Source organism: Acinetobacter higginsii (genome assembly GCF_000369845.1).
Lineage (GTDB): Bacteria > Pseudomonadota > Gammaproteobacteria > Pseudomonadales > Moraxellaceae > Acinetobacter > Acinetobacter higginsii.
The window spans coordinates 401,326-427,284 of record NZ_KB850222.1 but is presented as its reverse complement, the minus strand read 5'-3'; the positions used below and the strand labels follow the sequence as shown (position 1 = coordinate 427,284).

Genomic DNA, 25,959 nt, shown 5'->3' with positions numbered 1-25,959 from the left:
GGAGAATCATATGAACATTAAATATCTAACGCTTCCACTGATTGCTGCAACACTTGTATTTACAGGCTGTGCAAGCCGTAAGCCTGCCGCTGAAATTACTACTGGCACAAATCCAAATGGCTCAACCACAGTCAGCACAGATGGTTTAAGTGAAGATGCAGCATTAAATGCGCAAAACTTGGCTGGTGCATCTTCTAAAGGTGTCACTGCTGCAAATAAAGCATTCTTGGCAAAACGCGTGGTGCACTTTAACTTTGATAGCAGTGATTTATCGAATGAAGATTATCAAACCCTACAAGCACATGCTCAATTCCTAGTTGCTAACGCTAACTCTCGTGTTGCTCTGACAGGCCATACGGATGAACGTGGTACGCGTGAATACAATATGGCACTTGGCGAACGCCGTGCAAAAGCAGTTGAAAGCTTTTTGATTACCAACGGTGTAAACCCACAGCAACTTGAAGCAGTTAGCTACGGTAAAGAATCACCGGTGAATGCAGGTCATGATGAAGCGGCGTGGAAAGAAAATCGCCGCGTAGAAATTAACTACGAAGCAGTTCCACCACTATTAAAATAATTGTGGTTTCGCTGTAAATAAAAATGCTCACTTCATGTGAGCATTTTTATTTCATTTATTAAGACGAAGATTGAGCATCAGGCTTGTTTTGCATTGATTCAATCAAATCGTGCTTATTAAACTCTTTATATTCTGGCTTAGCTTCATACTCTTTCCATGCATCCTTCACATTTTCTTTGGAAATCGTATCTAAGCTAATCGGCTCACTCGGCGTGGGCGTTGCCTCAAAATTCTTGGTTGACATCGGTAGCCTCCAAACATCCTGTTTAGTATCTATGCAACATAGCATGTAATGCTGCACTTGTAATCATAAAAGCAACATAAATAAAGTAAGATAATTTTTATTTTCGGACGATCTCATCTAGAATACCCACATTCTTTTTTTATCAATTTTTGACACGGCCAAATCGGAGCTATTCAATATGTCAAACCTTACTTTGACCCAATACCTAGAACAACAAAATGGGAATTTGACTCCAGAGTTGGCACAAGTCATCGAAACAATTGCGGCTACATGCCAAACCATTGATCAGGCACTTCAAAAAGGTGCTTTAGCTGGTATTTTGGGCAGTGCAGGCAACGAGAACGTTCAAGGCGAAACACAAAAGAAATTAGATGTTATTTCTAATGATTACCTGATTGATGCTTTAAAAGCACACCCACAAGTGGGTGGTTTGGCCTCAGAAGAGCTAGATGACTTCACCCCTGCCCAAGAAAATGGTAAATATCTAGTTTTGTTTGATCCACTCGATGGTTCAAGCAATATCGACATTAACATGTGTGTCGGTACAATTTTCTCTATTCTTCCTGCAAAGAATTCTGTCACTCAATCTGCAGACTTTATGCAAGCTGGTACAGCGCAAGTTGCCGCAGGTTATGTGCTTTATGGCCCGTCAACCATGTTAGCACTTACAGTGGGTGCAGGTGTTGCGTTCTTTACTTTTGACCCAATAACACAAAACTTCTTGCTAACGACAGAACAAGTGCAAGTCACAGCAGATACACAAGAGTTTGCAATTAACTCGTCGAATCAACGTCACTGGGAAAACCCTGTAAAACGTTATATTGACGAACTTTTAGCGGGTAAAACATCAGTCCGTGAAAAAGATTTTAATATGCGTTGGGTTGCATGTATGGTAGGTGATATTCACCGTATCTTATGTCGTGGCGGTATTTTCCTTTACCCTTACGATTTAAAAGACCCAAAAAAAGCAGGTCGCTTACGTTTGATGTATGAAGCAAATCCAATGAGTATGTTGATCGAACAAGCTGGCGGTGCATCAACGACAGGTCGTGCGCGTATTATGGACATCCAACCGACTGAACTACACCAACGTGTTCCTGTGATTATTGGCTCTAAAAACGAAGTGGAACGCGTAACAAGCTACCACTAATTAATTTTATAATCAGGGCATTATAAAATTATGATGCCCTTTTGGATGTTTATCTTATGGCGGTTATTTTCCTAGAATCAAAAGACAATGCAAAAATTAAACATTTGCGTGGTCTGATCGAGCTCAATAGTGCTCGAAAAAAACATCAGCAAACCGTTCTAGAAGGTACACATCTGTGCTTGGCTTGGTTACAACAGCAGAAAAAAATCTTTTCTTTATTTACCACTGAACAAGCATTAGAACACTCAGATTTACAAGAGGTGATCGAACTCCACCAAGGTCACATCTTCGTTATAAGTGAAGTCCTGTATAAGGATTTAAGTACATTAGGCACAACCCTGCCTTGTCTCGCGATTGTTGATCTACCCAAAACCGCTGCCACTATTGATTTTAAGGCCGATACTTTAATTCTAGAAAATGTTCAAGATCCTGGAAATGTAGGTACACTACTCCGCTCTGCTGCCGCTGCAAACATCAAGCAGGTGATTTGTACACAAGGTTCAGCTGCACTTTGGTCTCCACGTGTGCTTCGTGCAGGTATGGGTGCTCATTTTAGCCTTCAATGTTTTGAAAACTTCCAGCTCGCAGATATTCTTCCAAAATTTCAAATTCCAGTTTTTGTGACCAGTTCACATCGCTCAACCAGTTTATATAGCCAAGATTTAACTCAAGCGTGCGTCTGGATTTTAGGCAATGAAGGTCAAGGTGCAAGTGACTATGCACTTGAGCATGCTCAGGCAGTGGCGATCCCTCAACCTGGTGGACAAGAGTCCCTCAATGTCGCCATTGCAGGTTCTGTATGCTTCTTTGAAATGGTTCGCCAACGTCAGTAAAAACGTTAAATTATTTTAAATACGATTTTTTTACTGAGAAAATCAATTACACTACTAAAAATAATTGCTTAAGTTGTCAACGCGCCCACCATTTTCAACGTTATATGATTAATGAATTGGAATTAATGGTGGGTATCCATGACAGGATTTTCCATCTCTATGGATTTAGCACCGAAACAGGCTCGAACTGAAAACAGTACTGATCGTAGTACCGTTGAACAACGTCTGCGTTTTTTCATGCAAGACGTTACAGGTCGTGCCTTGGTTATGATGGAAAGTGCAACGCAAGGACAACAAGGCATTGCAATGGATTTAGTGCAAGAAGCATTTATTTCATTGCACAAGTCATATGCAGATAAAAGTACTGAAGAATGGTACCCCCTGTTCTACACCATATTAAATAACAAACTTCAGGATTGGCGACGTAAAGAAGCTCGCCGTGCGAGTCCATTTTCATTATTTAAAAAAATTAGTTTAGATGATGACGAAGAAATCATTGATGTTGTGGATGAATCGACCCCTAATCCGTTTGAATTTCTTGATCAAGAAGTCACGATGGAGGAAATTCAAGCTGCAGTCAATCAATTACCCGTCCGTCAACAACAAGCATTTATGCTAAGAGCGTGGGAAGGTTTTGATACGATGACCACAGCACAAATTATGGATTGCAGTGAAGGCAGTGTGAAAACACATTACCACCGTGCAATTCAGGGACTCCGAATTGCTTTAGAGCATTTAAACCCGCATACGGGAGGATCATCAGATGAAAAAAGATGAGTTCACTAAACAGGTGACTTCCAAACTTGACCAACTTGCGAAAGAACAGCACCACAATAAAATGATGGTGATGAATCATGTTCTCGATACTGTACAAAAGAAACCAACCTCTTATTACAGTGTTTGGAAAATGACTGGTTTTGCGTTTGCTGCTGCCCTCATGGGGATTGTGGTTCTGCCTAGTTCGTTGCAATTGGCAGATCAACCACAAAACCAAGTTGTAGTGAATCCAAAACTTTCACCGCAAATGGTTGAAGATATGGAAATGTTATTGGTCTTAGGTGAGGATAAAGTTCCACATGGCAGCTAAAAAATTAGCACTTGTTGTGTGTACACTCGGCTTATTACAAACCAGTTTTGCAGGTTCAGAACGTTTTTGGGTATTTTCCAAACCGAATAAACCAGCAACGGAAGAAGCATGGGATGACTTATCACCTGAGGAGCAACGCGTTTTAATCAAGCGCTATCAGACATTAAAAGAAGTACCGACCAATCAAAGCTCACAGCTTCAACAACGAATGGAGTGGTTCACGCAATTACCTGAAGAAGAAAAACAGAAAATGCGTGATGTATGGCAAAAAATGAGTATGCAAGAACGTAACATTCTTCGTAAACGCATGCTAAATGCCAGTAGCGAAGAGCGTGTAAATATCAGAGAAGAATACCTTAGTAAATACGCCGAACATTGAGTTTTAAATTTATAAGAATAAAAAAATAGCGCCTATTTAGGCGCTATTTTTACCTTTAGTCTACTTATTTTTAAAGCGGCGATAGGCCAATAGCCCCAATAAACCAAATACTGCATAGAAACTCATGCTCCCCCCGCCACTGCTCGCAGAACGAGTATCATCAGTCGTGGTAGCTGTACTAATGGTTCGCACAGTCGCTGAATTTGATGATATACCATCAGCATCATAAACTTGATAGTTAAATGAGAAGTTAAATGGGTTAAATGCATTGACTTCCTGAACGTAAATATTCCCACCGTAGCAAGTCTCTTTTTCATCTGGCGCAGGGCAAGCACCTTTACGATCAGCGGTAATACTTAAATCTTTGGTCGGAACATTCGTCAAACGAATTGGTAACTCAACCCCTTCTTCATTTTTCCAAAACTGAGATTTATTTGGATTCTTTTCTGGTCCAGCACCACCTTCACCCATATCACCATTGTCATTGGCAAAGTTTAATAAATTCAGGCTGAGTTTTTGCTTTTCTTTATATTTAAAAGTCAAGGATGTATCTGCTGCAACTGGTGCAATATTTGCAAAAGCTGCTTTCAATAAACCCGATGACGTAACATTAGAATTCACTTTAGAAGTAATTGTGTATTTACAGAAGTTTTTATCACCCGCCTGTGTAATCTCATCATCTTTGCGATAAATAAGGATCTGTTGCAGATCTGAATTCCAATTACATACTAGACCTTCATCTGGTTGAATATTCTCCACTGAATCACTAATTTGTCCAGTTCCCAAAGCCTCCACCTTAATAATATAATCATCTTGATTAAAGAACTTTAATATATGAGATCCATCAGCTTGCTCTATTTCTTCTGGTAATGGTAATTTATAGTTGCTTAGATCAACATAAATAGCACGATACTTTAAATTTCCTTTAGTCCCATCCAACAACCTCTTATATTGGGCTAAACGAGATTGATAGTAAGTTAAAAAATCAGGATCATTAGGATTTTTTACTAGATCATTAAAGAAATCATATTGTGCTTGATAACCTGAAATCAATTTACTAAGAGAAGTGTTAGTCAAATCTTCTATGTCACCCGCTGTAAATTTCATTAACTCTATAGAGCCAATATCACAGCTATTGCGCGCATCAGGATCGTAATAGAGCGTTCCATCTGTAATTCTAGCCAAACCACGCTGATCTGTAGAAGTACACCCTGTTTTGTCTATATCTACTAAATCTGTCTTTGTGCGATTATCTTTAGGATAATATATTGGTAAAAAAACTGTATATGCTGATGGGGCCTGAAGCGGACCTAATAAAGTACTAAAAGAAACCCCTCCCACATCAATATTAGTAGTATTTTCCTTTAATGACTCCTCAGGTAAATCACATTTATTACTACCTGTTCGCGAAATAGCATTATTTTGGATAGTTAACTTAACCTTTTCCTGCTTTTCTGCATCACCTAACAAATAACGACAAGCATAAGAATTATTATCACCATTATATGCAAGAATATTAAAATTTAATCTTTTAGTGCCTATTTTATCATACAAAAAAGTGGTAAATGATTGATTTTCAACAATTGTATTGCTAGTTAATATCAGACTACTTAAATTACTTAAAATACTTGAATCAATATTAGACTCAGTACCCGCTCTAGTATCACCAGAAAACTTAATTAAATTACCGATAGCCATATTGGCACTATTCTTAGCAATGGTATTTGCACTCATAGTAACATCAGGCTCTCCACAGAACTCCAGCATACTTCTTGAGCCATCAGAACCGTTACCAATAAGACTGTTCGCTGTAATATTTATCTCGCGTTTAGAATAACCTAAATCATTCTTACAACTCATTGATAGTACACTACCAATTTCTGCTTGGTTTCCTTGAATCAAACTATTGGTTAATGTCAATGATGCGGAAGGTCCAGCCAAGAAAATTGCGCCACCTTCTTTTGCTTTTGAGCCTAAGATCTGTGCATTCTGCAATAATAAATTCGCCCCAGCATAAATTGCTCCACCGCGTTCTGCAGTGTTTCCGCCAGACAAAATCAAACTATTCAAAGATAGGTTCTTTGCTCCCAAAGTCGTATTAAAAATACGAGAGTTTTCCGCTTTAATTGTCGTTTTTAATGCTGTCTGTGCAGGATATTGATTCACAATATCATTTGTTAAAACATTCTTTTCCTGCCAATTTACTGGATTTGCTCCTAAAATAGAGACATTCACATTAGGTGTTAACTCTCTTTTCAGATTATAAACACCTGCCTCCAATTGAATAACTTTTTGTGTGGTTGATAGAGTATCTGTAACAATACATCCACCATAAGATTTACGGGTTTCTGCAGTTACTAATGCTTCTCGTAGCGAACAAGCATTCATATTTTCATTATCTTCATCAGCAAACGTTGTAACCTTAATCGGTGTGCTGCTCGTTGCAGCAAGTAATGGCATTGTCGCCATGACCATTGTTGCCAATAATGTTTTTTTATAATTTTTCATCTCATCATCCCTGATTATGATTTAAAACGACGCAATCTAATTAAACCCAATAATACAAAAATTGCTCCTACACCAAAGGCTCCACCACTTACATTAACTGTTTTGCTTTGGAAGTTGTTTGGTGGATCTTGTACAACGGTAGCAGGAATATCAATATAATAATTAGATTCATCGTTGAAGCGAGTTGTTGTCGTCATTATTCGAAGATTAAATTTGTCAGCACCATGCCAATCGCTATCAGGTACGTAAGTTACATTGCCGTCCTGATCAATGGTTAACTTACCTTTTGATGGTGTCTGAGTTTGGACTACTTCCAAACAACCTGGCTGCCATGGTTGCCCTTTTGAATTTGTTTCTCTTTTAAAAATAAGTTTACAAGATTCAGGATCTAACAACTCCCCATCCTGTAAATTATTAGCAATACTAAACTTTGCAACTTGTCCGTATAGAATATCCTGACCTACAATTTGAATATCACTGCGATCTACCATGAGCTCCAATGCCCCTAAATCACACAACTCATCATAGCCACTCCGACTCTTCCCTCGTTGATCAGCAGACTCACAACTAGCTAAACTAAACGTTGAACCATCACTATAAATTCGCCCTTTATTTACAATCAAAGAATCAGATAGTTTATTATAAGACATCAATAAACGTGGCTTAAAAAAGCCTAACATTTGATCCTTTGGTGTATAGTAAGGACACAATAAACCTTCTACAGATGGAATATCACAGGTCTGCTTCTCATCTACATCACCAGCTATTAATTTATTATTTCCTAACATGAAGTTAGGTAGTGAATCTTTCGCATTCCGATCACATTCAGTTTCTGTTAGATTACTTTGTACAACAGTTTCATCATTTGTAGCCGCACTACAATTATTTTTCCCATTCGCAACAATAATACTATTTGAAATATAAGAACTTGCCGCCTCAGTTGTTGTTGTCTCACCATTACTAGTCGTTGTTGACTTCCATTTAGGAGATTGTAAATATAATCCAGCAGCATTTTTGATCATCGTTACATTATTAAAAAACATCCCTTCGCGAATATTTGCTACATAGCCACCTTTATTATGAAAAATTGTACTATTCTTAATCCCAGCAATACCACTTTTCAAGATATTTGAACCAATTGTTGGATCTTGGAAGCCAGTTTGAACATAAAACAATGCACCAGTTTCACCAACCATGCCTTCATTATCACGAATAACAGATTGTGTAATGTTGTATAATGGCATCTCAGTATAAATAACAGCTCCTTGGTCAGCTTTATTATTTTGCAAAATACTATTATTAATCGTCACCGCACTCGCTGTTTGCTGATTATTAGAAATTAAACCAGCATTATAAATTGCCCCACCTTTACTCGCCAACCCACCCGCTAAACGAGAATATTGTATTGTTAAAGCTTCGCGATTTAAAATTAGCCCACCATCATTTATTTTAGCTGAAGCGCCTTGCAAATTTAACTCTACTAAGCTTACAGAAATTAAAGCATTCTCAACACTACCATCATCAACTACCAAAAGACGATCTGAGCCAAGCATTTTAATCGTAGCGTTATTTAAGCCTTTTTTAGTGTCATTAAATTCATCACTATTTGCACTTCGAATTGTGGTTGCTGCTTTGATATTTAACGCTGAATTAAGATTATAAGTCTGATCACGTTGTAAAATGATATTACTCGTTGCATCTTTATTACCACATCCGTGATAACCATTCTCAAATTCTTTCTGGCTTCTTTTATTTAAAAACTCAACAGCTTCTCGTAATGAACAAACGGCATCATCTTTGTCTTCATCAGCCAATGTTGTAACTTGAATATCCGCAGAATATGCATGTCCAGTAATCGCAAATAAAGCGCAGGCAAGCGTCCGTTTGAGCATACCGATCTCCTTCTATTTTTCATTTTTCTTTGTATTGCAAACGCAATGTTTGCAACCACATTCCTTTGTGCGTACTTTGTCATAGCTCTCGAAATTACTCAAGAAATTTTATGCTATTGGCGATATTCATCAATCAAAGCATAAATCTGCTTAAGTGTTGTATTTGAAAGCTTAGTTTTTTCACCCTTTAGCATTTTTTCCAACTGAGCCAGTGTCTGTAATAAAATTGATGCCTGATGCGGACCATTGCTTAACAAGTAATCTACGATCTGTTGATCAAAATGAATACCACGTCGAGTCATAACCGATTGTAGTAAAGCATGCCGATCAATATAGGAACTACCATTCGGCACTTTTACACTGACAGCCTGAGTCAACCTTGACTGTAAATCTGGTAATTCAAGCTTTAGCTCAATTGGCGCAACACGAGAAGAAAAAACCAACTGCCCTTCATGATTATTCATTAAATGAAAAACGGCTTTCTGCCAATGTGGAACGCCACTAATCGAATCAATATCATCTAATGCAACTAAATCATAAAATTCTAAAGACGTGATTGCTTCGATGGGTGCATCTAATAATTCTAATAATGAAACTTTTATTGCAGGTCGACCTAACTCTAAATATGAATCACAGATCGCTGAAAGCAAATGACTCTTACCTGTTCCAGCACCGCCATAAACATAAAAGCGGCTCACCAACCCAGCATGTAGCTGTCGAACTGCATCAACCACAGGTCCCCAACCCGGCCCCGAAAAATCACTGATTCGAGCATCGAGTTGAGGTTCTATATCCAGTTGTAGTTGACGCATATACTTAATTTGTTCCTCAATTACTTTAAGTCATTCGAGTTTGAAGTCTCTGTATCTTGAGAGTTTTTAATTTGAATATCAAGCTCCACATGACCTGATTCAATATTTATATGCTGAGTTTCACCTTCTACCAACACAACTTCTGTTGGTAATCCATATAAGCGACTTTTTTCATAATTATCACGTGCGTGTTTTAATAATACAACAATGACAGCTGCCACAGGTAAGGCAATTAACATCCCAAGGAAACCACCAAGTTGTGCACCAGCCAATACAGCAAAAACAACGGCTACAGGAGATAAACCAATTTTATCTCCCAACAAGAATGGCTGAAGAATATAGCCTTCGACCATCTGTCCAATCATAAACACAACACCAACCAGAAGTAGCTGCGTCCAGTCCAAACCAAACTGAAACAGTGTTGCGATTACGGCAGCAATAATCCCGACACCAAAGCCTAAATAAGGAATAATGCTTGCTAAACCAGCAATCATTCCAATAATCAAGCCAACCTCAAGACCAATCAGTTGTAGACCAACAGCATAAACAATGCCTAACAGAAGCATGACAAGGAATTGGCCTTTTACAAAAGCACCTAATACACTATGACATTCACGAACGATGGTTAAAGTTGAAGCTTCATAAGGACGTGGAATTAAACGTCTAAAGCTTTGTAACATTCTCTCCCAATCAAGCAAAAAGTAGAATGAGATAATTGGAATTAAAATCACCACACCACCCAACTGAATAAAGTTTAATCCAGATTGAGCAACTCTTAATGCCATAGTTTGAATACTGTCAGCACTGTAGTTGGTCTGGATATAATCCATAAAAGCTTTGGTAATCTGCTCAGTATCAATTTCCATCGGAACTACATTAAAAGTATGTGATACCCACGGTAAAAAGGTTGCATTAATCCAATGAATTCCCGCAGGAATACTATCCCGCGCATACATCAATTGCTTCCAGATCAATGGTACTAGGAACCATAAAACCATGGTCAAAGTCACACCAATACCAATAAACACGATACTGATTGCGAGCCAACGAGGCAATTTAATTTTGACAAGAACATCCACAAGTGGGCTAAACAAGTAGGCAATGAAAAAAGCACCTACAAAAGGAATCACAATGGGCTTTAATAGATAGAGCACCCAAAGGAGTAATGCGAGCCCAGCGAGGATAAAGATACGACGTAGTACCTGATCTTGCATAAAATCTAGCCTTTTTTCGTGTAATCGTTATAAATGGAAAAAAATTTTAATTAAAGATAGCATTTTCGAGCATAAATAACATAAGAGTTTCGTATATTCAGGTTATAATCTGCCGCCACTGCGGAGACTTCACTATGAGCAACTCAACTTCTACCCCAAATACTGGTTTAAGCTATAAAGATGCTGGCGTCGACATTGAAGCGGGAGACGCATTGGTCGATCGTATCAAATCTGTCGCTAAACGCACCACTCGTCCTGAAGTAATGGGCGGTCTTGGTGGTTTCGGTGCCCTATGCAAAATTCCAAAAGGTTATGAAGAACCTGTTTTAGTATCAGGAACAGATGGTGTAGGGACTAAATTACGTTTAGCACTAAACCTCAACCGTCATGACACGATTGGTCAAGATCTCGTTGCAATGTGTGTAAACGACTTACTTGTTTGTGGTGCTGAGCCATTATTCTTCCTCGACTACTATGCGACTGGTCATTTAAATGTTGATGTTGCAGCAGATGTCGTAACAGGTATTGGTAAAGGTTGTGAACTTGCTGGTTGTGCATTGGTCGGTGGTGAAACTGCTGAAATGCCAGGTATGTATGAAGGTGAAGATTACGATCTTGCTGGTTTTGCTGTTGGTGTAGTTGAGCACAGCAAAATTATCGATGGAACTAAAGTGAAATCTGGTGACGTACTTCTTGGTGTAGCATCAAGTGGTGCGCACTCAAATGGTTACTCATTATTGCGTAAAATTTTAGATGTTAAGAATGTAGACTTAACTCAAATCGTTGATGGTCGCCCACTTGCCGACGTGGCAATGGAACCAACACGTATTTATGTAAAACCAGTACTCGAACTTTGTAAACAAGTTGATGTTCATGCCATGGCACATATCACAGGTGGTGGTTTACCGGGTAACTTACCACGTGTACTTCCAAATGGTGCTCAAGCTGTCATTGATGAATCAAGCTGGGAATGGTCTGAATTATTCCAGTTGTTACAACGTGAAGGCAATGTAGAACGCTTTGAAATGTACCGCACCTTTAACTGTGGCGTAGGTATGGTGATTGCAGTTGATGCAAGTGAAGCAGACAAAGCGATTGATCTCTTAAATGCTCAAGGCGAAAAAGCATGGAAAATTGGTTATATCCAAGAAAATGCTGAATCAGTTGAAGGCGCAGACGAAAAAATTCGCGTGATCTTTGCATAATGAGAATTGCTGTCCTTGTCTCTGGCAACGGTAGCAACTTACAGGCCCTGATCGATGCAAATCTTTCAGGGCAAATCATTGGTGTCTTATCCAACAAAGCTGATGCTTATGCATTACAACGTGCCAAAGATGCCAATATTGCGACCGCTGTTATTTCACATAAAGATTATCCAAATCGCGAAAGCTTCGATGACGCCATGCATCAACAATTATTAGCATGGCAAGTTGATCTCGTGATCCTTGCTGGTTTTATGCGGATTTTAACACCAAGTCTTGTTAGCAAATGGCAAGGCAAAATGTTAAACATCCATCCTTCTCTGTTGCCTTTCTATAAAGGTGTGAATACACATCAACGTGTATTAAATACCGGAGATCGTTTGCATGGCTGTACAGTTCATTTTGTCACAGCCGAACTCGATGCTGGACAAAGTATTGCGCAATCGGCAATTCAAGTTGGTTTGCAGGATTCGGTAACAAGCTTGGCGCAACGTGTGCATGAACTTGAGCATTTTATCTATCCTCAAGTTGCACAATGGTTCTGTACAGGTCAACTGACCTGGCAAAACGGTCAAGCCTATTTCAATCAGAAACCTTTAGAACGGCCGATTCAGTTTGCGCAATTCTAAAGAATAAAACGCATCCTAGGATGCGTTTTTTTATTGATTCAAACCACTAAACTTTTAATTTTCTCTACTGTTTCCATCGGATGTTCTAATGGGAACATATGCCCGCCATCCATAACAGAAAAAGGAATACCCAATTTCTTTTTCGCCACTTGCGGAAACTTTTCTTTTAAGAAAATACTGTCTTTTCCCACAACCAAATGTACAGGTACAGGAGGTTTTGGCATCGGTAACCACCACATGGATGGCGTAGTCCTAAACATTGCCACTTCATCCTCTTTAGTAATGGTCAGTGTGACACCACCATTTTGTGGGTCATCGGTCAGGGCATAATCGATATAAGCTTGAAAGCAATCTGGATCAAAGTGCTGATAAAAACCTCTAGAACCTAGCAGTTCCGCTGCTTGTTCGCGCGAATCCCAGTGATCACGACGACGCACAGACAAACCAGCTGGGGTGATTTTATCCACTAATTTAGGTTTAAAGATTTTAGCAAGATGAAAAACAAAAGAGGCCTTACCAATAATGAGTGGTGGATCAAGCATGATGACTTGTGAAAACAACTCTGGACGACGATAAGCAGCCATCAGTGTCAAAACTGAACCCAAGGAATGTCCCAAGCCAATCACTTTACGCCCTTGCGCTTGCTGCACAATGCTATCAATAATCTGATCGACCAAGTGTGTCCAGCCATGGGTAATTGGATAGCGCTTGTCATTTCCTATCTCGGCAACATAAATAATGTCGTATTGATCTTTTAATTGATCAAACAGCTTTTGATAAACTTTAGATGGAACACCATTGGCATGGGCAAAATGAATCAAAGGTTTCATAAGCTTGTCTTTTATTTTCACTGATTGGTCAATTATCCTGCTCTACCTATGTATTGCAAATTAAAAGGATAACTGTCCAGTTATTTTTAGCATAAAAAAGGCTGTAATATACACAGCCTCCTTAAAATCAACATAGTGCTTTGATCAAAGCCGATCTGCTATTGTATTTTCGCATTCTGCTGAGTTTCTAGCTGTGCCGCAAGCGAACTACTAATACCTGCACCAAGCTGCGCCCCCATACGTCCCAAGATAGACTCTAACGGATTACGTTGAACGGTATAATCTACTTTTTGCTCAATCTTCAGATCACGCATCAATGTCGTCAAACTACCACTACGGTCAGCAACACCTAAAGCAACAGCCTGTTCACCTGTCCAGAACAATCCAGAGAAAATAGCTGGGTCATTTGACTTCAAACGTTTACCACGCCCTTCTTTCACTGCATTGATAAAGTGAGTATGCACATTATCAAGCACCGACTGCACATGTTGTTTCTGTCCTAGATCAAGTGGCTTGGTCATACTTAAAATATCTTTATTACTACCCGCAGTCAGAGTACGGTCTTCAATGCCTAACTTCTGCGCCAAGCCACTTAAGCCATAATTCGGCATAATCACACCGATCGAACCCACTAAGCTTGATGGATTGACAATGATTTCATCTGCTGCTGAAGCAATATAATACGCACCCGATGCGCCCATATCCCCAATCACCGCATAGACTTTTTTATCTGGGTGCTGTTTTTTCAAGTAACGAATTTCTTGCCAGATTTCATCCGACTGCACTGGTGAACCGCCTGGTGAATTGATATTCAATGCAACTGCTTTACTGCCACTCGCTTCAAATGCACGTTTTAAAGCTTTGTTGGTATCTTCACTATTCACAGTAGACTGGCCAGCAGATGAATCGATGGTTCCCACAATATCAACAACAGCCAAGTGATTGCTGCTGATACTGGTGGTTGCTTTATCTGATGACGAGGTACAGCTCTTGGTCATTGCCAATAATACAATCAGCAAATATGCAAAACCCAAGCATTTAAAAAAGATGCTCCAACGGCGGCTACGACGTTGTTCTTCCACAGAAGCAAGAACAGCTTTTTCTAAAATTTGCCATTCTTTGCCTGTCACATTATTACTATTTGTAGATTCATTTTGTGGTTTTGGTGGCCAATCGGACATAAGATTCCAATCCAATATATTTTAAAAAGTGACTTTATTATATACGCGGATTTGAGTAAAACTGTTTAAATAACTTGTCTTAACTTATAATTATTTTTTGCTTTATACTTTCCTTTGTAATTTTTCTAATTTTGAATACATGACCCAGCCCAAATCAAACAATTCAAGTTATCGTCTTATCAAGCTTGTTAGTCATCAGCCACTCCAATTGGGACGGTTTTTTGCACGCTTGGTTGCAGCCTTAGTCAATACATTCCCGCTGTCTAAGCTTTCAAAAATTATCAGCTTGAATATACAAATTGCTTTTCCTGAAATGGAACAACAACAAAGACAAAAACTCACCAAACAAGCAATACAAAACGAACTGACCTCTTATTTCGAGTTTTTGAGTATTTGGGGTTCAACAAATGAAAAAAATATCAAGAGCATCCATCGCATTCAGGGTGAACATTATTTCCATGAAGCTGTTGCAGAAAAGAAAGGGTTGGTATTAGTCGTTCCTCATTTTGGTACATGGGAAGTCATGAACGCATGGTTATCACAATACACCCAAATGACGATCCTCTATAAACCAGTTAAAAATCCCGATGCTGACCAGTTTGTCCGTGATGCACGTAGTCGCGAACTAGCCCATCTGGTTCCTACCGATGAAAGCGGGGTTAGACAGATTTTTAAGGCCTTGAAACAAGGTGGAACTACTGCGATTTTACCTGACCATACCCCTGATCATGGCGGGGACATGATCAACTACTTTGGTATTCCGCTTGCCTCCAGTAGCCTCAGTGCCAAACTGATTCAAAAAACCAAGGCCAAGGCCCTCCTCATCTATACAAAAAGAAATGATCAAGATGGCTTTGATATGTATGTCGAACCGATCAATCCTCAAATCTATGAAGGTAATGCCGAAGATGGCACGTTAATTATCCATCAAACTTTAGAACAACTGATTCGACGTTATCCAGAACATTATCACTGGAGCTACAAACGTTTTCGCGCTAATCCCGCTTTAAAAAAAATCTACGATATTGATGAAAAAGAAGCACTGGCAAAAGTGACTGAAGTTCGTCAACAAACGCAGCAAAATAAAGAAGCTTAGACTATTCTCGCTGTAGCCACTTCCATTGCTGTCTTTGTTGCTTTAATTCAGTAACACCATTTTCAAATAAAAAAGTTAAACTGCCTGACTGTGCTGTATTCAGCAAAGGAATATTTAAGGATTGAAGACGACTTTGTAATTCTTGGCTTGGATGGCCGTAACGATTATCGAACCCAGCTGAGGCAATCGCTAATTTAGGGTTTAATGTCGCTAAAAAATCATAGGCAGAGCTATGCTTACTGCCATGATGCCCTAAAACTAGAACATCCACTTTTAAATCAGGATAGTGCTGCAATAGCTTATATTCGGTTTCCCACCCCGCATCCCCCATAATCAGAAAATTTTGATACGGTTGTGCATTTAAGAATTGCAGATATACCACACAAGACTGTTCATTTTGCTGATGTGTTGCAACAGCCAAACCCTCCTGATCGGGTGATAGAATCTCTATTTTTAGATTTGAATATGACCAAGTTTGACCTTGTTGGCACAATGAGAAATTTTTTTTAAATGGCATTTTTTCATTATGCTGATTGGACTGTACTTGAGTGATTGCAAAAGCATTTTGGATTGGTGCAAATGCACCACTATGATCTTGATCCAGATGAGACAAAATCACATGATCCAATGTCCTTATCCCTTGCTGCCTTAAAAAAGGGATAATCACTCGCTCACCCAAACTAAACTTAGTTTCATCATATGCCCCACCCGTATCGATCATTAAGCTCAGTTTCGGATGCTGTAAAAAAATTGCCTGTCCTTGCCCCACATCAAGAATAGAGAATACAGTTGATTGAACTTTTATCCCGAGAAAAATCGGTAAGAAGCACGCCAGCGACCAGATCTTGGGGACTATGCCTCTTGGCAGAAATAGAATGACGATACCAATAATAAAACCCAACATCATCAAGGGAGTGTAACTGACACCATATAACTCAGGTGAAATGCGCTGTAGGCTATTGAGTAGCCATAACAAAATAGCCAGTAATCCATCACTCAACTGAAATAGTAGTTGCCCAAGCGTAGGAATCAACAACCAAATACATGCTGCGATAATCCCTAAAGGCACCACTACGCCACTAAGCAATGGGATGGCAATCAAATTACTGATCGGCGCAAGCCATGAAATCTGCTGAAAGAAAATAAGTACCAAAGGGAGTAATGCAATGAAGATTTTCCATTGCGACTCAATCAGAAGCTTCACCGCTAGAAGTAGTTTTTGAGTCGTTGTGATGACTTGTTCTTGAGGTACATCCCTAATCGTTTGATAGATGCGCAGCAGAATAAAGCACGCCCCATAGGACAACCAAAATGCAGCAGACAAAATACTGAATGGATCAAAGATCAGCAATAAGCTTGCGCTATAAATCAATAATGCAAATGGTTGAATCGACTGTCTAAACCATAGAAAAATGCTGGCAATAATTACGGTTAATAAAGTTCGCAATGCAGGAATTTCAAAACCGACAAAGGCCACATACAACAGTACACTGAATCCAAAAGGCAACAGTACTAACACCTGTCGTGGTTGCCATAAATATAATTTTGGCGCATAACGCTGAACCATGCACTTTAATACCCAAGTCAGCATCAGCGCAAAAACCAAGACATGTGGCCCAGAGATTGCCAATAAATGTGAAAGACCTAATTGTTGGAATTGTTGCTTTAAACGATTTGATAACAAGCTTTCATCGCCTGTCAGCAACGCCAATAACAATCCTTTGTGCTGTAGCGTAGTACTCGCTTGCAGCATTTCACGGAATGACAAGCGCAGCATTTCAACATTGAGCAGAAATTTTTCTTGTAGTGTTTGTTGTTGCTTAAGATGCTGATGGTAGCCCAAACGATAGATCTGATCTTGACTTAAAGGCTGAATGTCGCTGACCTGATAAGCAGACATGATATTTTGTTGTAAAAACCATTTTTCCTTATCAAATGCACCTGCGACAGCATAGCTATGTGCAGGTTTTATCCTCCCAGATAGACGATAATAATGACCTAATTGCAACTCTTGCTGCTGAACAATTAGATTATTTTGTTGTTTTATATAAAGTACCCAATCAACGGGCTGTGTGTGCCGATTAAGTACTTCTGCGATTTGTTTCTGCCCATCGTCGCTTAACTCGTCAATCTTTTTGATATATAATGGCTTCAAAAGGCTGCACTTCAATTTCTTTGAGTTTTAGCCGTTGCTGCAAGGCTGAATCTGCATAATAAAAACCTGTACAGAACAAGGCCCAACTGACACTACATAAGAGTAACAACCTATAGGCAAGAGATTCAGAATATAACGTTCTTTTATATAGACCCAGACCAAATATCACGGCTGCTAATGTTAGCCAAATCCACCAAGTTTGTGCGGCAAAGCTAAAATCATGTCCCATCAGGGCAATACCAGCAATCCAGCTGATTAAAACAATTTTCAACATTTCTTAAAATTAGATTTAGTTTTTCTAAAGACAAAATTAAAGCCCTTTTTCAGGGCTTTAACAAGAGGTCTAATTCAATATTTATGCACTATTCATAACGTAATGCTTCCGCAGGTTGAACTTTAGCTGCACGTAATGCAGGATAAATTGTTGCGAGTAGGCTTAACAGTAGCGAGACACTCACAACAAGTAAGACATCTTGCCAGCGTAAATAGGAAGGCAGATAATGCACAAAATATGCATCGAGTAGATTCAAGCCAAAGGTGGTATTGATCCATGACACAATATTACCAATGCTTAAAGATAGAATAATGCCTAAAACAGTCCCTAAACACGTTCCAATCACACCAATAATCGTACCCTGCACCATAAAAATTTGGGTAATCAATAAGGGGGACGCCCCTAAAGTACGTAAGATTGCGATATCTGACTTTTTATCCGTGACCAGCATCATCAAAGATGAAATGATATTAAAAGTCGCCACGATAATAATCAGTAAAAGCAATAATCCCACCATATTTTTTGCCATTTGAATGGCGCTAAATAAATTACCTTGGGTATATGTCCAATTAGAAGCATAAAAATTACTTGGTAATTTTTTGATAATGCTCTCAGAAATTTCTGGTGCGGCAAAAATATCATCCAGCTTTAAACGTATGCCCTGCGCACCATCTGGTAAGCGTAATAAAGTTGATGCATCATTGAGTGCGATATATCCCACCATCGAATCGACTTGAGTCCCGATTTTGAATATTCCAACCACTTCAAAACGTTTAAATCGAGGCACAACACCTGCCGATGAACTCGTCGCTTCTGGTAAAACCAGAGTTACAGGATCATTAAGTTTAAGTCCCAAACTATCTGCTAAATCTTGCCCCAATACGATTCCATATTTCCCTTTTTTCAGCGCATCTAGACTGCCTGCTTTCATATAGTCATGAACAATAGAGACTTGTTTTTCATATTCTGGCTCAATCCCCGAGATCGAAATCCCAGTCACTTGACCATGTGCAGTTAGCATCCCTTGTAACTGGGTATAAGGCGCAACTGCAACAACATGAGGCTGTTTAGCGATATCTTTCGCCAGACCATCCCAATTGGTCATAATTTGTGTTGAGGCAATGGTCGCTTGCGGCACAATGCCTAAAATACGGTTTTTTAATTCCCGGTCAAAACCATTAATCACAGATAAAACTGTAATCAGTACCGCCACACCCAAAGTGAGACCAATCATGGTCATCAACGAAATAAAAGACACCAGACGGCTTTTTTTTCTCGCTTGTGTGTATTTCAGCCCAATATAAAATGAAATGGGTTTAAACATGCTCACCCACCCATATACCATCTTGCATATGCAAAATTGAATCTGCTGACTGTGCCAATTGTTCATCATGGGTCACGATCAACATTGCCATGTTGAGCTCTTTTTTCAAATCGGTGAGCAATTCAAAAATATTGAGCGCTGTTTTACGATCCAGATTTCCTGTTGGTTCATCTGCCAACACCACAGCGGGCTTGGTCACCAATGCACGAGCCAACGCCACACGTTGGCGTTCACCACCCGACAATTCGCCTGGTTTATGATCCATACGATGGGATAGACCTACACGATCCAGTAAATATTCTGCCTGCTTCTTCACGTCCTTAAAGTTGCTTTCTCTACGCAACATTAACGGCATAGCCACATTTTCTAGAGCTGAAAATTCAGGGAGTAAATGATGGAACTGATAAACAAAACCAAGGTATTGATTACGCTTGTAGCCACGCTCCGCCTCACCTAAATTATCAAAGCGTTGGCCTTGTAAAAATACTTGACCTTGTGAAGGTTGCTCCAAGCCACCTAATACATGCAATAAGGTACTTTTACCTGAACCACTTGACCCCACAATTGAAACGAACTCGCCAGCATTGACTTGAAGAGATAAGCCTTTGATCACTTCAACTTTACTTTTGCCATCATCGAAATGCTTAAAGATATTTTTTGATTCTAGAACGATCTTACTCATAACGTAATGCCTCAGCTGGTTGTGTTTTCGCTGCACGAATAGCGGGGTAAATTGTTGCTAAAAAACTGATAGATAAAGATGCTGTCACAACAATCAGTACATCTTGCCAGCGTAAATAGGAAGGCAAATAGCCAATCACATAACCACTAAATAAATTCAGTCCAAAGGTATGATTTAACCAGCTCACCAAATCGCTGATGGTTAATGCAAAACTGCTACCTAAAATCACCCCGATCACAGTACCCACAACACCAATGATGGTGCCCTGTACAATAAAAACAGACGTGATAAATCTCGGAGAGGCGCCTAAAGTACGCAGAATTGCGATATCCGCCTTTTTATCGGTGACCACCATCACCAATGAAGATACGATATTAAATGCTGCCACGACAATAATCAGAAATAACAGCAAACCGACCAGGTTCTTTTCCATTTTTACTGCGCTGAATAAACTCCCATGCGTTTCCTTCCAGCTTGTTGCATAAAAATTATCAGGTAATTGTTTAACAATCTGGTTAACCACTTCGGGAGCAGCAAAAATATCATCCACTTTAAGGCGTACACCTTGTGCACCATCAGGTAAACGCAATAAAGTAGAAGCATCATTCAAGGCGATATAACCGACCATTGAATCCACTTCTGCACCGACACTAAAAATCCCCACGATTTTAAAACGTTTAAAACGAGGTACCACACCTGCGGGTGACGGTGTCGCTTCAGGCAACACCAAAGTCACACTGTCATTTAAGCCAAGGCCGAGTGCATCGGTCATATCCTTGCCGAGGACAATCCCAAACTCGCCTTTTTTTAATGCATTTAAATCACCTGAAACCATGTGGTTCTGGATAATCGAAACCTTCTTTTCATATTCAGGATCAATCCCCGTCACCATAATGCCTGCAACTTGCCCTTGCCCAGTTAACATCCCTTGCAATTGAGTAAAAGGTGCAGCACCAGTGACATGCGGATGCTTCTCAACTTTTTTTACAAGCTCAGGCCAATCTGTTAGAATTTGAGTAGAAGAAACAGTGGCTTGTGGAACCATTCCAAGGACACGATTTTTTAATTCACGATCGAAACCATTCATAACAGATAGCACTGTAATGAGAACAGCGACACCAAGCGTCAAGCCGATCATGGAAACTAAAGCGACAAAAGAAATAAAATGATTACTCCGCTGAGCACGAGTGTATCTCAACCCTATATACAGCGAAATTGGCTTAAACATACCATCTAGTCCGAGGTGATTTATTATGGAAAATTCACAACATCATCTTGTTGACGACAACACTGAACGTCGAGTGATGTCTCGTATTGATGCTGTGTTGAGAATCAACTATCAAATCATTCCAGATGATGTTGCGTTGAATGACCCGTATGATTCTCATTTCGTTTTGCCACGCTATTTTCTACTACTTGCAGAATTAGATCAATTTGATCATGCGTTTCGCTACGAATTAGAACAATTAAATGAAAAAGATCAACAAATTGCTCGCATCTTATCCCTTTTTAACCAAAAATTGAATCTGATTACAGGCTCTTTTTACGACAATATCGTGCAATCCTTATTGCCCGTTCCTGAACAAGTAAATTTTTCGGAGAATGGTTTAAGTTTTTATAGTTCGCAAGATATTATTGAAGGTACATATATCCATATTACCTTGAGCCACCCAGAAAATTTCTTCCATATTGCAGCAACAGCACAAGTGGCACATAGCACGGCAGACGAACAAGGTAAGTTCCGTATCGGCGCGTATTTCATTACTTTAAATCCGCAAGATCGGGCTAAATTAGCGGCCAGTATTCAACAAACACAACAAACGGAAAGTAATTAATCCCCACATTTTCTTATATTTTTAAACGGCGATATGCTCTTAAATCTTTAAAGAAATAAAGGAGTAGTCCAAATAAAATAATACTCGCCCCAATAAAGACCTGAGCGGACAATTGTTCGTGATTCAGGTATGCCCCGATCAAGATCGCCAACATTGGCGTCATCACCGTTGTTAATGACAATGTGGTTGCTTTTAGATTTTGCACCAATTTAAAGTAGCAGAACATGGCGATCAACGATGCCATAATCACCGTATAAGCCAATGCCAATAATGATTTGGCTGATGGGAAATGTGTTGGAACATATTGCCAGATCCATGGGATTAACATGGTTGCCAATATTGTTGAAACCAGAATTGAACCCGTTGCCTGTGCCATGACAGGCAAATCTGCATTAATCCTCTTCACTAGAAAAATTGACAATGAATAAGAAAAAACACTAATCAGCATTAAAATAATACCAATCGGCTGCACATGTTGCTGGCTACCACTCAGGCAGATCATGGCCAATCCAACAATCGAAGTTGCCATACCTAACCACTGTAAACCCGCCAGTTTTTGCTGGAAGCCAAAGCGTCCAATCAATCCCGCCATAATTGGCGCCAAACCAAACATCAGCGCAATCAATCCAGAACTTAAATAAGCTGTTGCCGCATAGGTAAAGATTTGTGACCCAATCAGGCTTAATGAACCCGCAGCATAACTTAATACTGCAATTTTATGGACTGGGAACTTAACCTTCAACAGCAATAACACCGTCACAGCCAAAGGCAAAGCAATAAAAAAGCGGATCACCAATGCCCACATGGGATGCAGGTCGGAGACGCTCCATACAATCGCTAAAGGTGTAGTTGCCCAAATAAAGACTAATAGTCCATAAGTAAGCATGAGGTTAATACGTGATGGCATAACCGACTCAAGAAGCTGTCTTACGTTTCTGTTTTAAAATGGTCTGATCCAGTGAACTGGAAAACTCTCGCTTGTCTCGTTCTGAGATCGGAGGTGGCCCACCGGTTTGCACCCCTGCACCACGTAAAGTATCCATAAAATCTCGCAAATGCAGACGCGCTTTCACATTGGCTGTGGTATAAATTTCACCGCGTGGATGAATCGCAATCCCACCCTTTTCAATCACTTGTGCTGCAAGAGGTATGTCCTGTGTAATAACAATGTCATTTTCTTGCATCCGATCTACAATTTCTTGGTCAGCCTTATCGGCGCCACTCATCACTTGAATGGATTTAATCCGCAGTGACGGCGTAATACCAACATTTTGATTGGCAACAAAAATAACTTCAAGTTGATAACGATCAGATGCACGTAGAATCACTTCACGTAAAATTTTAGGCAAAGCATCAGCATCTACCCACAATTTGAATGGCAGCACGTTGGCAAAAGCTCATGAAAGTAAAAAATATAGTGTAACAGATTACTGGAAAAGTAGAATTAAGATCATCTAACTATTCACATGGATAGTTCTGGTCCGACACACTGAAGCAGCATATTGATATTTCGAGCTAAAAATTAAATTAATTGTAGAGAATTACAGATTCAGACTTGAAATATGACAGTTACCCTCGATTTAATAGAGTAAGTTCAATCTTTTTAGCATTACGCTTTATGAAAAATCAAAACAGTCCAGAAATCATTAAAATTCAAGATCAAAATTTCGGTAATCATGTCGAGCATTGGAACTTACTGACAGATACCCCCGAAACAGATGTTCCCAAATGGTTAGGATTGGCTCTTGATGCACCGGTAATGCCGATGGGTCTCTGTCAGGACGAACATGAGATGGATCAATCATTCTGGTTGATTCAAGGTCCGAGTGGTGAAGCTGTTTCGATTAATCAAATTATTGCGGTTGAAGATCAAAAACCTCGTGCATTGAAAACAGCATTTCCAAGTTTTGATAGCCCATATAAATATGATGCGCAAATCGAGCGAATTATTACCTGTGATTCTTCAACTCAGGCAGTATTACGTTTGAACTTAAATAAAAATACCATTATTTATGCATTCGATAATTTATTCAGTGTAAATAGCTGTCAATATGACAAGAATCAAACCTATCAAGTTCAATTTAATGCTTGGGCATATGAATTAGAAACGGTTTCGGCTGATGAGAAAATCATTGTTGATGACCCAGCTTCAATTAAGCATCACCGCGCATTAAATGCGATTTTGACAGAGCATAATGGAATTGCCCCTGACAATTTACAAGAATTGATTAATGACTGGCAACCAAAAACACCAGAAGATCAAGAACCTGTCACTGTCGACTTTTCTAAAATGGTGGCTTACTTATTTGGTGAAACATTAGGTCAAGAAGATGAGGCTTGGTTCCAAGGTAATATCGTCGGCAAAACTTCTATGCAGTTTATGCAAGAAGAATATACCCTTTATGATGTGACACTGGTATTAGAAGATGATTTACCTGCAATCTTGATTCGTATTGCAACCAAGAATGAATTGTATAAAAACTTTAACATTGGACAATATATTCGCGGTAACCTATGGATTCAGGCCAATATTTATGCTAAAACTGCACATAAGTGACAAAAAATCACATAAATGGCATTTTAGGCGTTCTAATGAAAATTATACCAGAACAAACGACCACCAGTCTGATTCATTCGAGTGATCAAGGTCTTAAACTTGATGTTGGTGCTTTTTGCTTTTTTTTACTTGGTATGTTTTTAGCAGCACTCATGTTTCATCGAATTGGCTTTTTTTAAACTTTTTGACCACTACCCTATTCGCACATAAAAGCCCTCAATGTTGAGGGCTTTTATTTTAGCAACACCTTATGGCTTAACCATGACGTTTCGCAAACTCATCCATAAAGTTCACCAATGCTTGAACACCTTCTAAAGGTACAGCATTGTAAATACTTGCACGCATACCGCCCACTGAACGGTGGCCTGCCAAGTTCAATAAGTGATTTTGTTCAGCTTCTTGCAAGAATGTCTTTTCCAGTGCTTCATCCGCTAATGTAAAAGGTACGTTCATCATTGAACGGTTTGGAATGGCAATGGGGTTGTTATAGAAATCGCTTGAATCAATATAACCATAAAGCAGTTTTGCTTTCTCTTGATTGACTTTATAGATCGCATCTACCCCACCCTGCTCAAGCAACCACTCAAATACTAGACCAGATAAATACCACGCATAAGTCGCAGGCGTATTCACCATTGAACCATTCTTGGCTTGATCGGCATATTTTAAGATGCTTGGAATCTCAGGTTTTGCTTGATCTAACAAGTCATCACGAATAATGACGATAGTTAAGCCTGCTGGACCAATATTCTTTTGCGCACCCGCATAGATCAGACCAAACTTGCTGACATCCAATGGCGCAGACAAAATGCTAGATGAATAATCACAAACCAACGGTGCATTCACATCTGGAATAGCCGCGAATTGTAAACCACCAATAGTCTCATTATCCGCATAATGTACATAAGCAGCATCGTTTGAAAGGTTCCAAGTACTTTGTTCAGTAATTGCATGTTTACCATCAATTAAAGTCCCCGCTTCAACGATATTAATATCGCCATAGCGCTTGGCTTCTTTAAGTGCTTTCTCAGACCAGATGCCTGTATGGATGTAATCAGCCTTGTTGTTTTTACCCAATAAATTCAGTGGGATCGCTGAAAACTGCAGCGATGCACCGCCTTGTAAAAACAAGACTTTATAATTTTCAGGAATGTTCATGAGCTTACGTAAATCAGCTTCAGCCTTCTCTGCCACAGCAACATAGTCATTGCTACGATGACTCATTTCCATGATCGACAGACCTTTGCCCTGCCAATTCAACAATTCTTGTTGAGCTTTTTCTAAAACGGCAGTAGGTAATGCAGCAGGACCAGCGCAGAAATTATAAGCACGCATGAGTTTTTCCCTTGTTAAAGTGGAACAAATTGGAATGGGAATTTAACCATAGATTGACGAAGCTTGCAGCAGCTTATCACCTAAATATTTCAATTTAACCGAGAAAATAATATTAATTTTTCACTCCTGTTGGGTTCATAAATGATATTTTAGGCCAAGTCTC

Annotated in this window: 25 protein-coding genes and 1 pseudogene; 12 read left to right on the top strand and 14 right to left on the bottom strand. The window is 39.4% G+C overall.

Translation table 11 applies throughout. The features are described from left to right. Positions 1–10 precede the first annotated feature (10 nt). Positions 11–577 (top strand): peptidoglycan-associated lipoprotein Pal, encoded by a 567-nt coding sequence (pal, locus tag F885_RS03525; protein WP_004805662.1) that lies wholly within the window; start codon positions 11–13, stop codon positions 575–577. A 58-nt stretch (positions 578–635) separates the two neighbouring features. Here the strand turns inward: pal and F885_RS03530 are convergent, their stop codons facing one another. Next, entirely contained in the window at positions 636–821 is a 186-nt protein-coding gene (locus F885_RS03530) for an NF038105 family protein (protein ID WP_004805661.1), read from the bottom strand. Between the two features lie 178 nt (positions 822–999). Between F885_RS03530 and F885_RS03535 the strand changes: the two genes are divergently transcribed. The 5 genes from F885_RS03535 to F885_RS03555 all read left to right on the top strand — a co-directional run bounded on the left by F885_RS03535 (position 1,000) and on the right by F885_RS03555 (position 4,270). Then, positions 1,000–1,971, top strand: a complete 972-nt coding sequence (locus F885_RS03535) for a class 1 fructose-bisphosphatase (protein ID WP_005322017.1) — start codon at positions 1,000–1,002, stop codon at positions 1,969–1,971. A 56-nt stretch (positions 1,972–2,027) separates the two neighbouring features. Continuing rightward, positions 2,028–2,804, top strand: a complete 777-nt coding sequence (locus tag F885_RS03540; protein ID WP_005322016.1) for a TrmH family RNA methyltransferase — start codon at positions 2,028–2,030, stop codon at positions 2,802–2,804. Between the two features lie 159 nt (positions 2,805–2,963). Further along, the gene (locus tag F885_RS03545; RefSeq protein WP_004805654.1) at positions 2,964–3,581 is read left to right on the top strand and encodes an RNA polymerase sigma factor; all 618 of its coding nucleotides are present in this window, start codon (positions 2,964–2,966) and stop codon (positions 3,579–3,581) included. After that, positions 3,568–3,891, top strand: coding sequence for a hypothetical protein (locus tag F885_RS03550; protein ID WP_005322015.1), 324 nt, complete (start codon positions 3,568–3,570; stop codon positions 3,889–3,891). The genes F885_RS03545 and F885_RS03550 overlap by 14 nt, the downstream gene beginning before the upstream one ends. Beyond that, positions 3,881–4,270, top strand: a complete 390-nt coding sequence (locus tag F885_RS03555; RefSeq protein WP_005322014.1) for a DUF3106 domain-containing protein — start codon at positions 3,881–3,883, stop codon at positions 4,268–4,270. The genes F885_RS03550 and F885_RS03555 overlap by 11 nt, the downstream gene beginning before the upstream one ends. A 60-nt stretch (positions 4,271–4,330) precedes the next feature. Here F885_RS03555 and F885_RS03560 read toward each other — a convergent pair whose 3' ends face one another. The 4 genes from F885_RS03560 to cxpE all read right to left on the bottom strand — a co-directional run bounded on the left by F885_RS03560 (position 4,331) and on the right by cxpE (position 10,696). Continuing rightward, positions 4,331–6,778, bottom strand: a complete 2,448-nt coding sequence (locus tag F885_RS03560; RefSeq protein ID WP_005322013.1) for a CSLREA domain-containing protein — start codon at positions 6,776–6,778, stop codon at positions 4,331–4,333. Positions 6,779–6,792: 14 nt separating this feature from the next. Then, positions 6,793–8,670 carry a rhombotarget A gene (gene rbtA, locus F885_RS03565; protein ID WP_005322012.1) on the bottom strand — a complete coding sequence of 626 codons (1,878 nt, stop codon included), beginning with the start codon at positions 8,668–8,670 and terminating at the stop codon, positions 6,793–6,795. A 113-nt stretch (positions 8,671–8,783) separates the two neighbouring features. Then, a complete protein-coding gene (locus tag F885_RS03570) occupies positions 8,784–9,482 on the bottom strand; it encodes a DnaA ATPase domain-containing protein (RefSeq protein WP_004805642.1) in 699 nt (232 codons plus the stop codon). 20 nt (positions 9,483–9,502) lie between these two features. Beyond that, a complete protein-coding gene (cxpE, locus tag F885_RS03575; protein ID WP_004805641.1) occupies positions 9,503–10,696 on the bottom strand; it encodes a chloramphenicol efflux transporter CxpE in 1,194 nt (397 codons plus the stop codon). A 134-nt stretch (positions 10,697–10,830) separates the two neighbouring features. Between cxpE and purM the strand changes: the two genes are divergently transcribed. Both purM and purN read left to right on the top strand, forming a co-directional pair. Further along, positions 10,831–11,901, top strand: a complete 1,071-nt coding sequence (gene purM / locus F885_RS03580) for a phosphoribosylformylglycinamidine cyclo-ligase (RefSeq protein WP_004805639.1) — start codon at positions 10,831–10,833, stop codon at positions 11,899–11,901. Next, positions 11,898–12,527: a phosphoribosylglycinamide formyltransferase gene (purN, locus tag F885_RS03585; protein WP_171068232.1), complete on the top strand. Its 630-nt coding sequence runs from the start codon at positions 11,898–11,900 to the stop codon at positions 12,525–12,527. Before purM ends, purN begins: the two co-directional genes overlap by 4 nt. 38 nt (positions 12,528–12,565) lie before the next feature. Here the strand turns inward: purN and F885_RS03590 are convergent, their stop codons facing one another. Next, a complete protein-coding gene (locus F885_RS03590; RefSeq protein ID WP_005322009.1) occupies positions 12,566–13,357 on the bottom strand; it encodes an alpha/beta fold hydrolase in 792 nt (263 codons plus the stop codon). Positions 13,358–13,515: 158 nt separating this feature from the next. Further along, positions 13,516–14,538 (bottom strand): signal peptide peptidase SppA, encoded by a 1,023-nt coding sequence (gene sppA / locus F885_RS03595; RefSeq protein WP_005322006.1) that lies wholly within the window; start codon positions 14,536–14,538, stop codon positions 13,516–13,518. A 139-nt stretch (positions 14,539–14,677) separates the two neighbouring features. On the opposite strand from sppA, the gene F885_RS03600 reads away from it, so the two are divergent. Then, positions 14,678–15,634, top strand: a complete 957-nt coding sequence (locus F885_RS03600) for a lysophospholipid acyltransferase family protein (protein ID WP_005322003.1) — start codon at positions 14,678–14,680, stop codon at positions 15,632–15,634. A gap of 1 nt (position 15,635) precedes the next feature. Here F885_RS03600 and F885_RS03605 read toward each other — a convergent pair. From F885_RS03605 to F885_RS03620, 4 genes and pseudogenes are all read right to left on the bottom strand, one after another. Beyond that, positions 15,636–18,063 (bottom strand): annotated as a pseudogene (locus tag F885_RS03605) (DNA internalization-related competence protein ComEC/Rec2). Between the two features lie 88 nt (positions 18,064–18,151). After that, entirely contained in the window at positions 18,152–19,387 is a 1,236-nt protein-coding gene (locus F885_RS03610; protein ID WP_005321997.1) for a lipoprotein-releasing ABC transporter permease subunit, read from the bottom strand. Then, positions 19,380–20,069 (bottom strand): lipoprotein-releasing ABC transporter ATP-binding protein LolD, encoded by a 690-nt coding sequence (gene lolD / locus F885_RS03615; protein ID WP_004654642.1) that lies wholly within the window; start codon positions 20,067–20,069, stop codon positions 19,380–19,382. The genes F885_RS03610 and lolD overlap by 8 nt, the downstream gene beginning before the upstream one ends. Then, the gene (locus F885_RS03620) at positions 20,062–21,297 is read right to left on the bottom strand and encodes a lipoprotein-releasing ABC transporter permease subunit (protein ID WP_004805624.1); all 1,236 of its coding nucleotides are present in this window, start codon (positions 21,295–21,297) and stop codon (positions 20,062–20,064) included. Before F885_RS03620 ends, lolD begins: the two co-directional genes overlap by 8 nt. 25 nt (positions 21,298–21,322) lie before the next feature. Here F885_RS03620 and F885_RS03625 point away from each other — a divergent pair, with 25 nt between their 5' ends. Further along, entirely contained in the window at positions 21,323–21,904 is a 582-nt protein-coding gene (locus F885_RS03625) for a PilZ domain-containing protein (protein ID WP_005204919.1), read from the top strand. A gap of 13 nt (positions 21,905–21,917) precedes the next feature. On the opposite strand, the gene F885_RS03630 is transcribed toward F885_RS03625, so the two are convergent. Further along, positions 21,918–22,811, bottom strand: a complete 894-nt coding sequence (locus F885_RS03630) for a DMT family transporter (RefSeq protein ID WP_005321996.1) — start codon at positions 22,809–22,811, stop codon at positions 21,918–21,920. Between the two features lie 7 nt (positions 22,812–22,818). Then, complete coding sequence (locus F885_RS03635; protein WP_005151751.1) at positions 22,819–23,289, bottom strand: YaiI/YqxD family protein; 471 nt, start codon at positions 23,287–23,289, stop codon at positions 22,819–22,821. Positions 23,290–23,522: 233 nt separating this feature from the next. On the opposite strand from F885_RS03635, the gene F885_RS03640 reads away from it, so the two are divergent. Together F885_RS03640 and F885_RS21070 are read left to right on the top strand one after the other, a co-directional pair. Beyond that, complete coding sequence (locus F885_RS03640) at positions 23,523–24,461, top strand: hypothetical protein (RefSeq protein ID WP_005211446.1); 939 nt, start codon at positions 23,523–23,525, stop codon at positions 24,459–24,461. Positions 24,462–24,496: 35 nt separating this feature from the next. Next, the gene (locus tag F885_RS21070; protein WP_004654651.1) at positions 24,497–24,640 is read left to right on the top strand and encodes a hypothetical protein; all 144 of its coding nucleotides are present in this window, start codon (positions 24,497–24,499) and stop codon (positions 24,638–24,640) included. 76 nt (positions 24,641–24,716) lie between these two features. Here F885_RS21070 and serC read toward each other — a convergent pair whose 3' ends face one another. Further along, on the bottom strand, positions 24,717–25,796 hold the full coding sequence (serC, locus tag F885_RS03645; RefSeq protein WP_004805613.1) for a 3-phosphoserine/phosphohydroxythreonine transaminase: 1,080 nt from the start codon (positions 25,794–25,796) through the stop codon (positions 24,717–24,719). Positions 25,797–25,959 lie beyond the last annotated feature (163 nt).

Excerpts from the sequence above, each read along its gene's own strand:
- pal (WP_004805662.1), top strand. The coding sequence starts at position 11 with ATGAACATTAAATATCTAACGCTTCCACTGATTGCTGCAACACTTGTA.
- F885_RS03530 (WP_004805661.1), bottom strand. The coding sequence starts at position 821 with ATGTCAACCAAGAATTTTGAGGCAACGCCCACGCCGAGTGAGCCGATT.
- F885_RS03535 (WP_005322017.1), top strand. The coding sequence starts at position 1,000 with ATGTCAAACCTTACTTTGACCCAATACCTAGAACAACAAAATGGGAAT.
- F885_RS03540 (WP_005322016.1), top strand. The coding sequence starts at position 2,028 with ATGGCGGTTATTTTCCTAGAATCAAAAGACAATGCAAAAATTAAACAT.
- F885_RS03545 (WP_004805654.1), top strand. The coding sequence starts at position 2,964 with ATGGATTTAGCACCGAAACAGGCTCGAACTGAAAACAGTACTGATCGT.
- F885_RS03550 (WP_005322015.1), top strand. The coding sequence starts at position 3,568 with ATGAAAAAAGATGAGTTCACTAAACAGGTGACTTCCAAACTTGACCAA.
- F885_RS03555 (WP_005322014.1), top strand. The coding sequence starts at position 3,881 with ATGGCAGCTAAAAAATTAGCACTTGTTGTGTGTACACTCGGCTTATTA.
- F885_RS03560 (WP_005322013.1), bottom strand. The coding sequence starts at position 6,778 with ATGAAAAATTATAAAAAAACATTATTGGCAACAATGGTCATGGCGACA.
- rbtA (WP_005322012.1), bottom strand. The coding sequence starts at position 8,670 with ATGCTCAAACGGACGCTTGCCTGCGCTTTATTTGCGATTACTGGACAT.
- F885_RS03570 (WP_004805642.1), bottom strand. The coding sequence starts at position 9,482 with ATGCGTCAACTACAACTGGATATAGAACCTCAACTCGATGCTCGAATC.
- cxpE (WP_004805641.1), bottom strand. The coding sequence starts at position 10,696 with ATGCAAGATCAGGTACTACGTCGTATCTTTATCCTCGCTGGGCTCGCA.
- purM (WP_004805639.1), top strand. The coding sequence starts at position 10,831 with ATGAGCAACTCAACTTCTACCCCAAATACTGGTTTAAGCTATAAAGAT.
- F885_RS03590 (WP_005322009.1), bottom strand. The coding sequence starts at position 13,357 with ATGAAACCTTTGATTCATTTTGCCCATGCCAATGGTGTTCCATCTAAA.
- sppA (WP_005322006.1), bottom strand. The coding sequence starts at position 14,538 with ATGTCCGATTGGCCACCAAAACCACAAAATGAATCTACAAATAGTAAT.
- F885_RS03600 (WP_005322003.1), top strand. The coding sequence starts at position 14,678 with ATGACCCAGCCCAAATCAAACAATTCAAGTTATCGTCTTATCAAGCTT.
- F885_RS03610 (WP_005321997.1), bottom strand. The coding sequence starts at position 19,387 with ATGTTTAAACCCATTTCATTTTATATTGGGCTGAAATACACACAAGCG.
- lolD (WP_004654642.1), bottom strand. The coding sequence starts at position 20,069 with ATGAGTAAGATCGTTCTAGAATCAAAAAATATCTTTAAGCATTTCGAT.
- F885_RS03620 (WP_004805624.1), bottom strand. The coding sequence starts at position 21,297 with ATGTTTAAGCCAATTTCGCTGTATATAGGGTTGAGATACACTCGTGCT.
- F885_RS03625 (WP_005204919.1), top strand. The coding sequence starts at position 21,323 with ATGGAAAATTCACAACATCATCTTGTTGACGACAACACTGAACGTCGA.
- F885_RS03630 (WP_005321996.1), bottom strand. The coding sequence starts at position 22,811 with ATGCCATCACGTATTAACCTCATGCTTACTTATGGACTATTAGTCTTT.
- F885_RS03640 (WP_005211446.1), top strand. The coding sequence starts at position 23,523 with ATGAAAAATCAAAACAGTCCAGAAATCATTAAAATTCAAGATCAAAAT.
- F885_RS21070 (WP_004654651.1), top strand. The coding sequence starts at position 24,497 with ATGAAAATTATACCAGAACAAACGACCACCAGTCTGATTCATTCGAGT.
- serC (WP_004805613.1), bottom strand. The coding sequence starts at position 25,796 with ATGCGTGCTTATAATTTCTGCGCTGGTCCTGCTGCATTACCTACTGCC.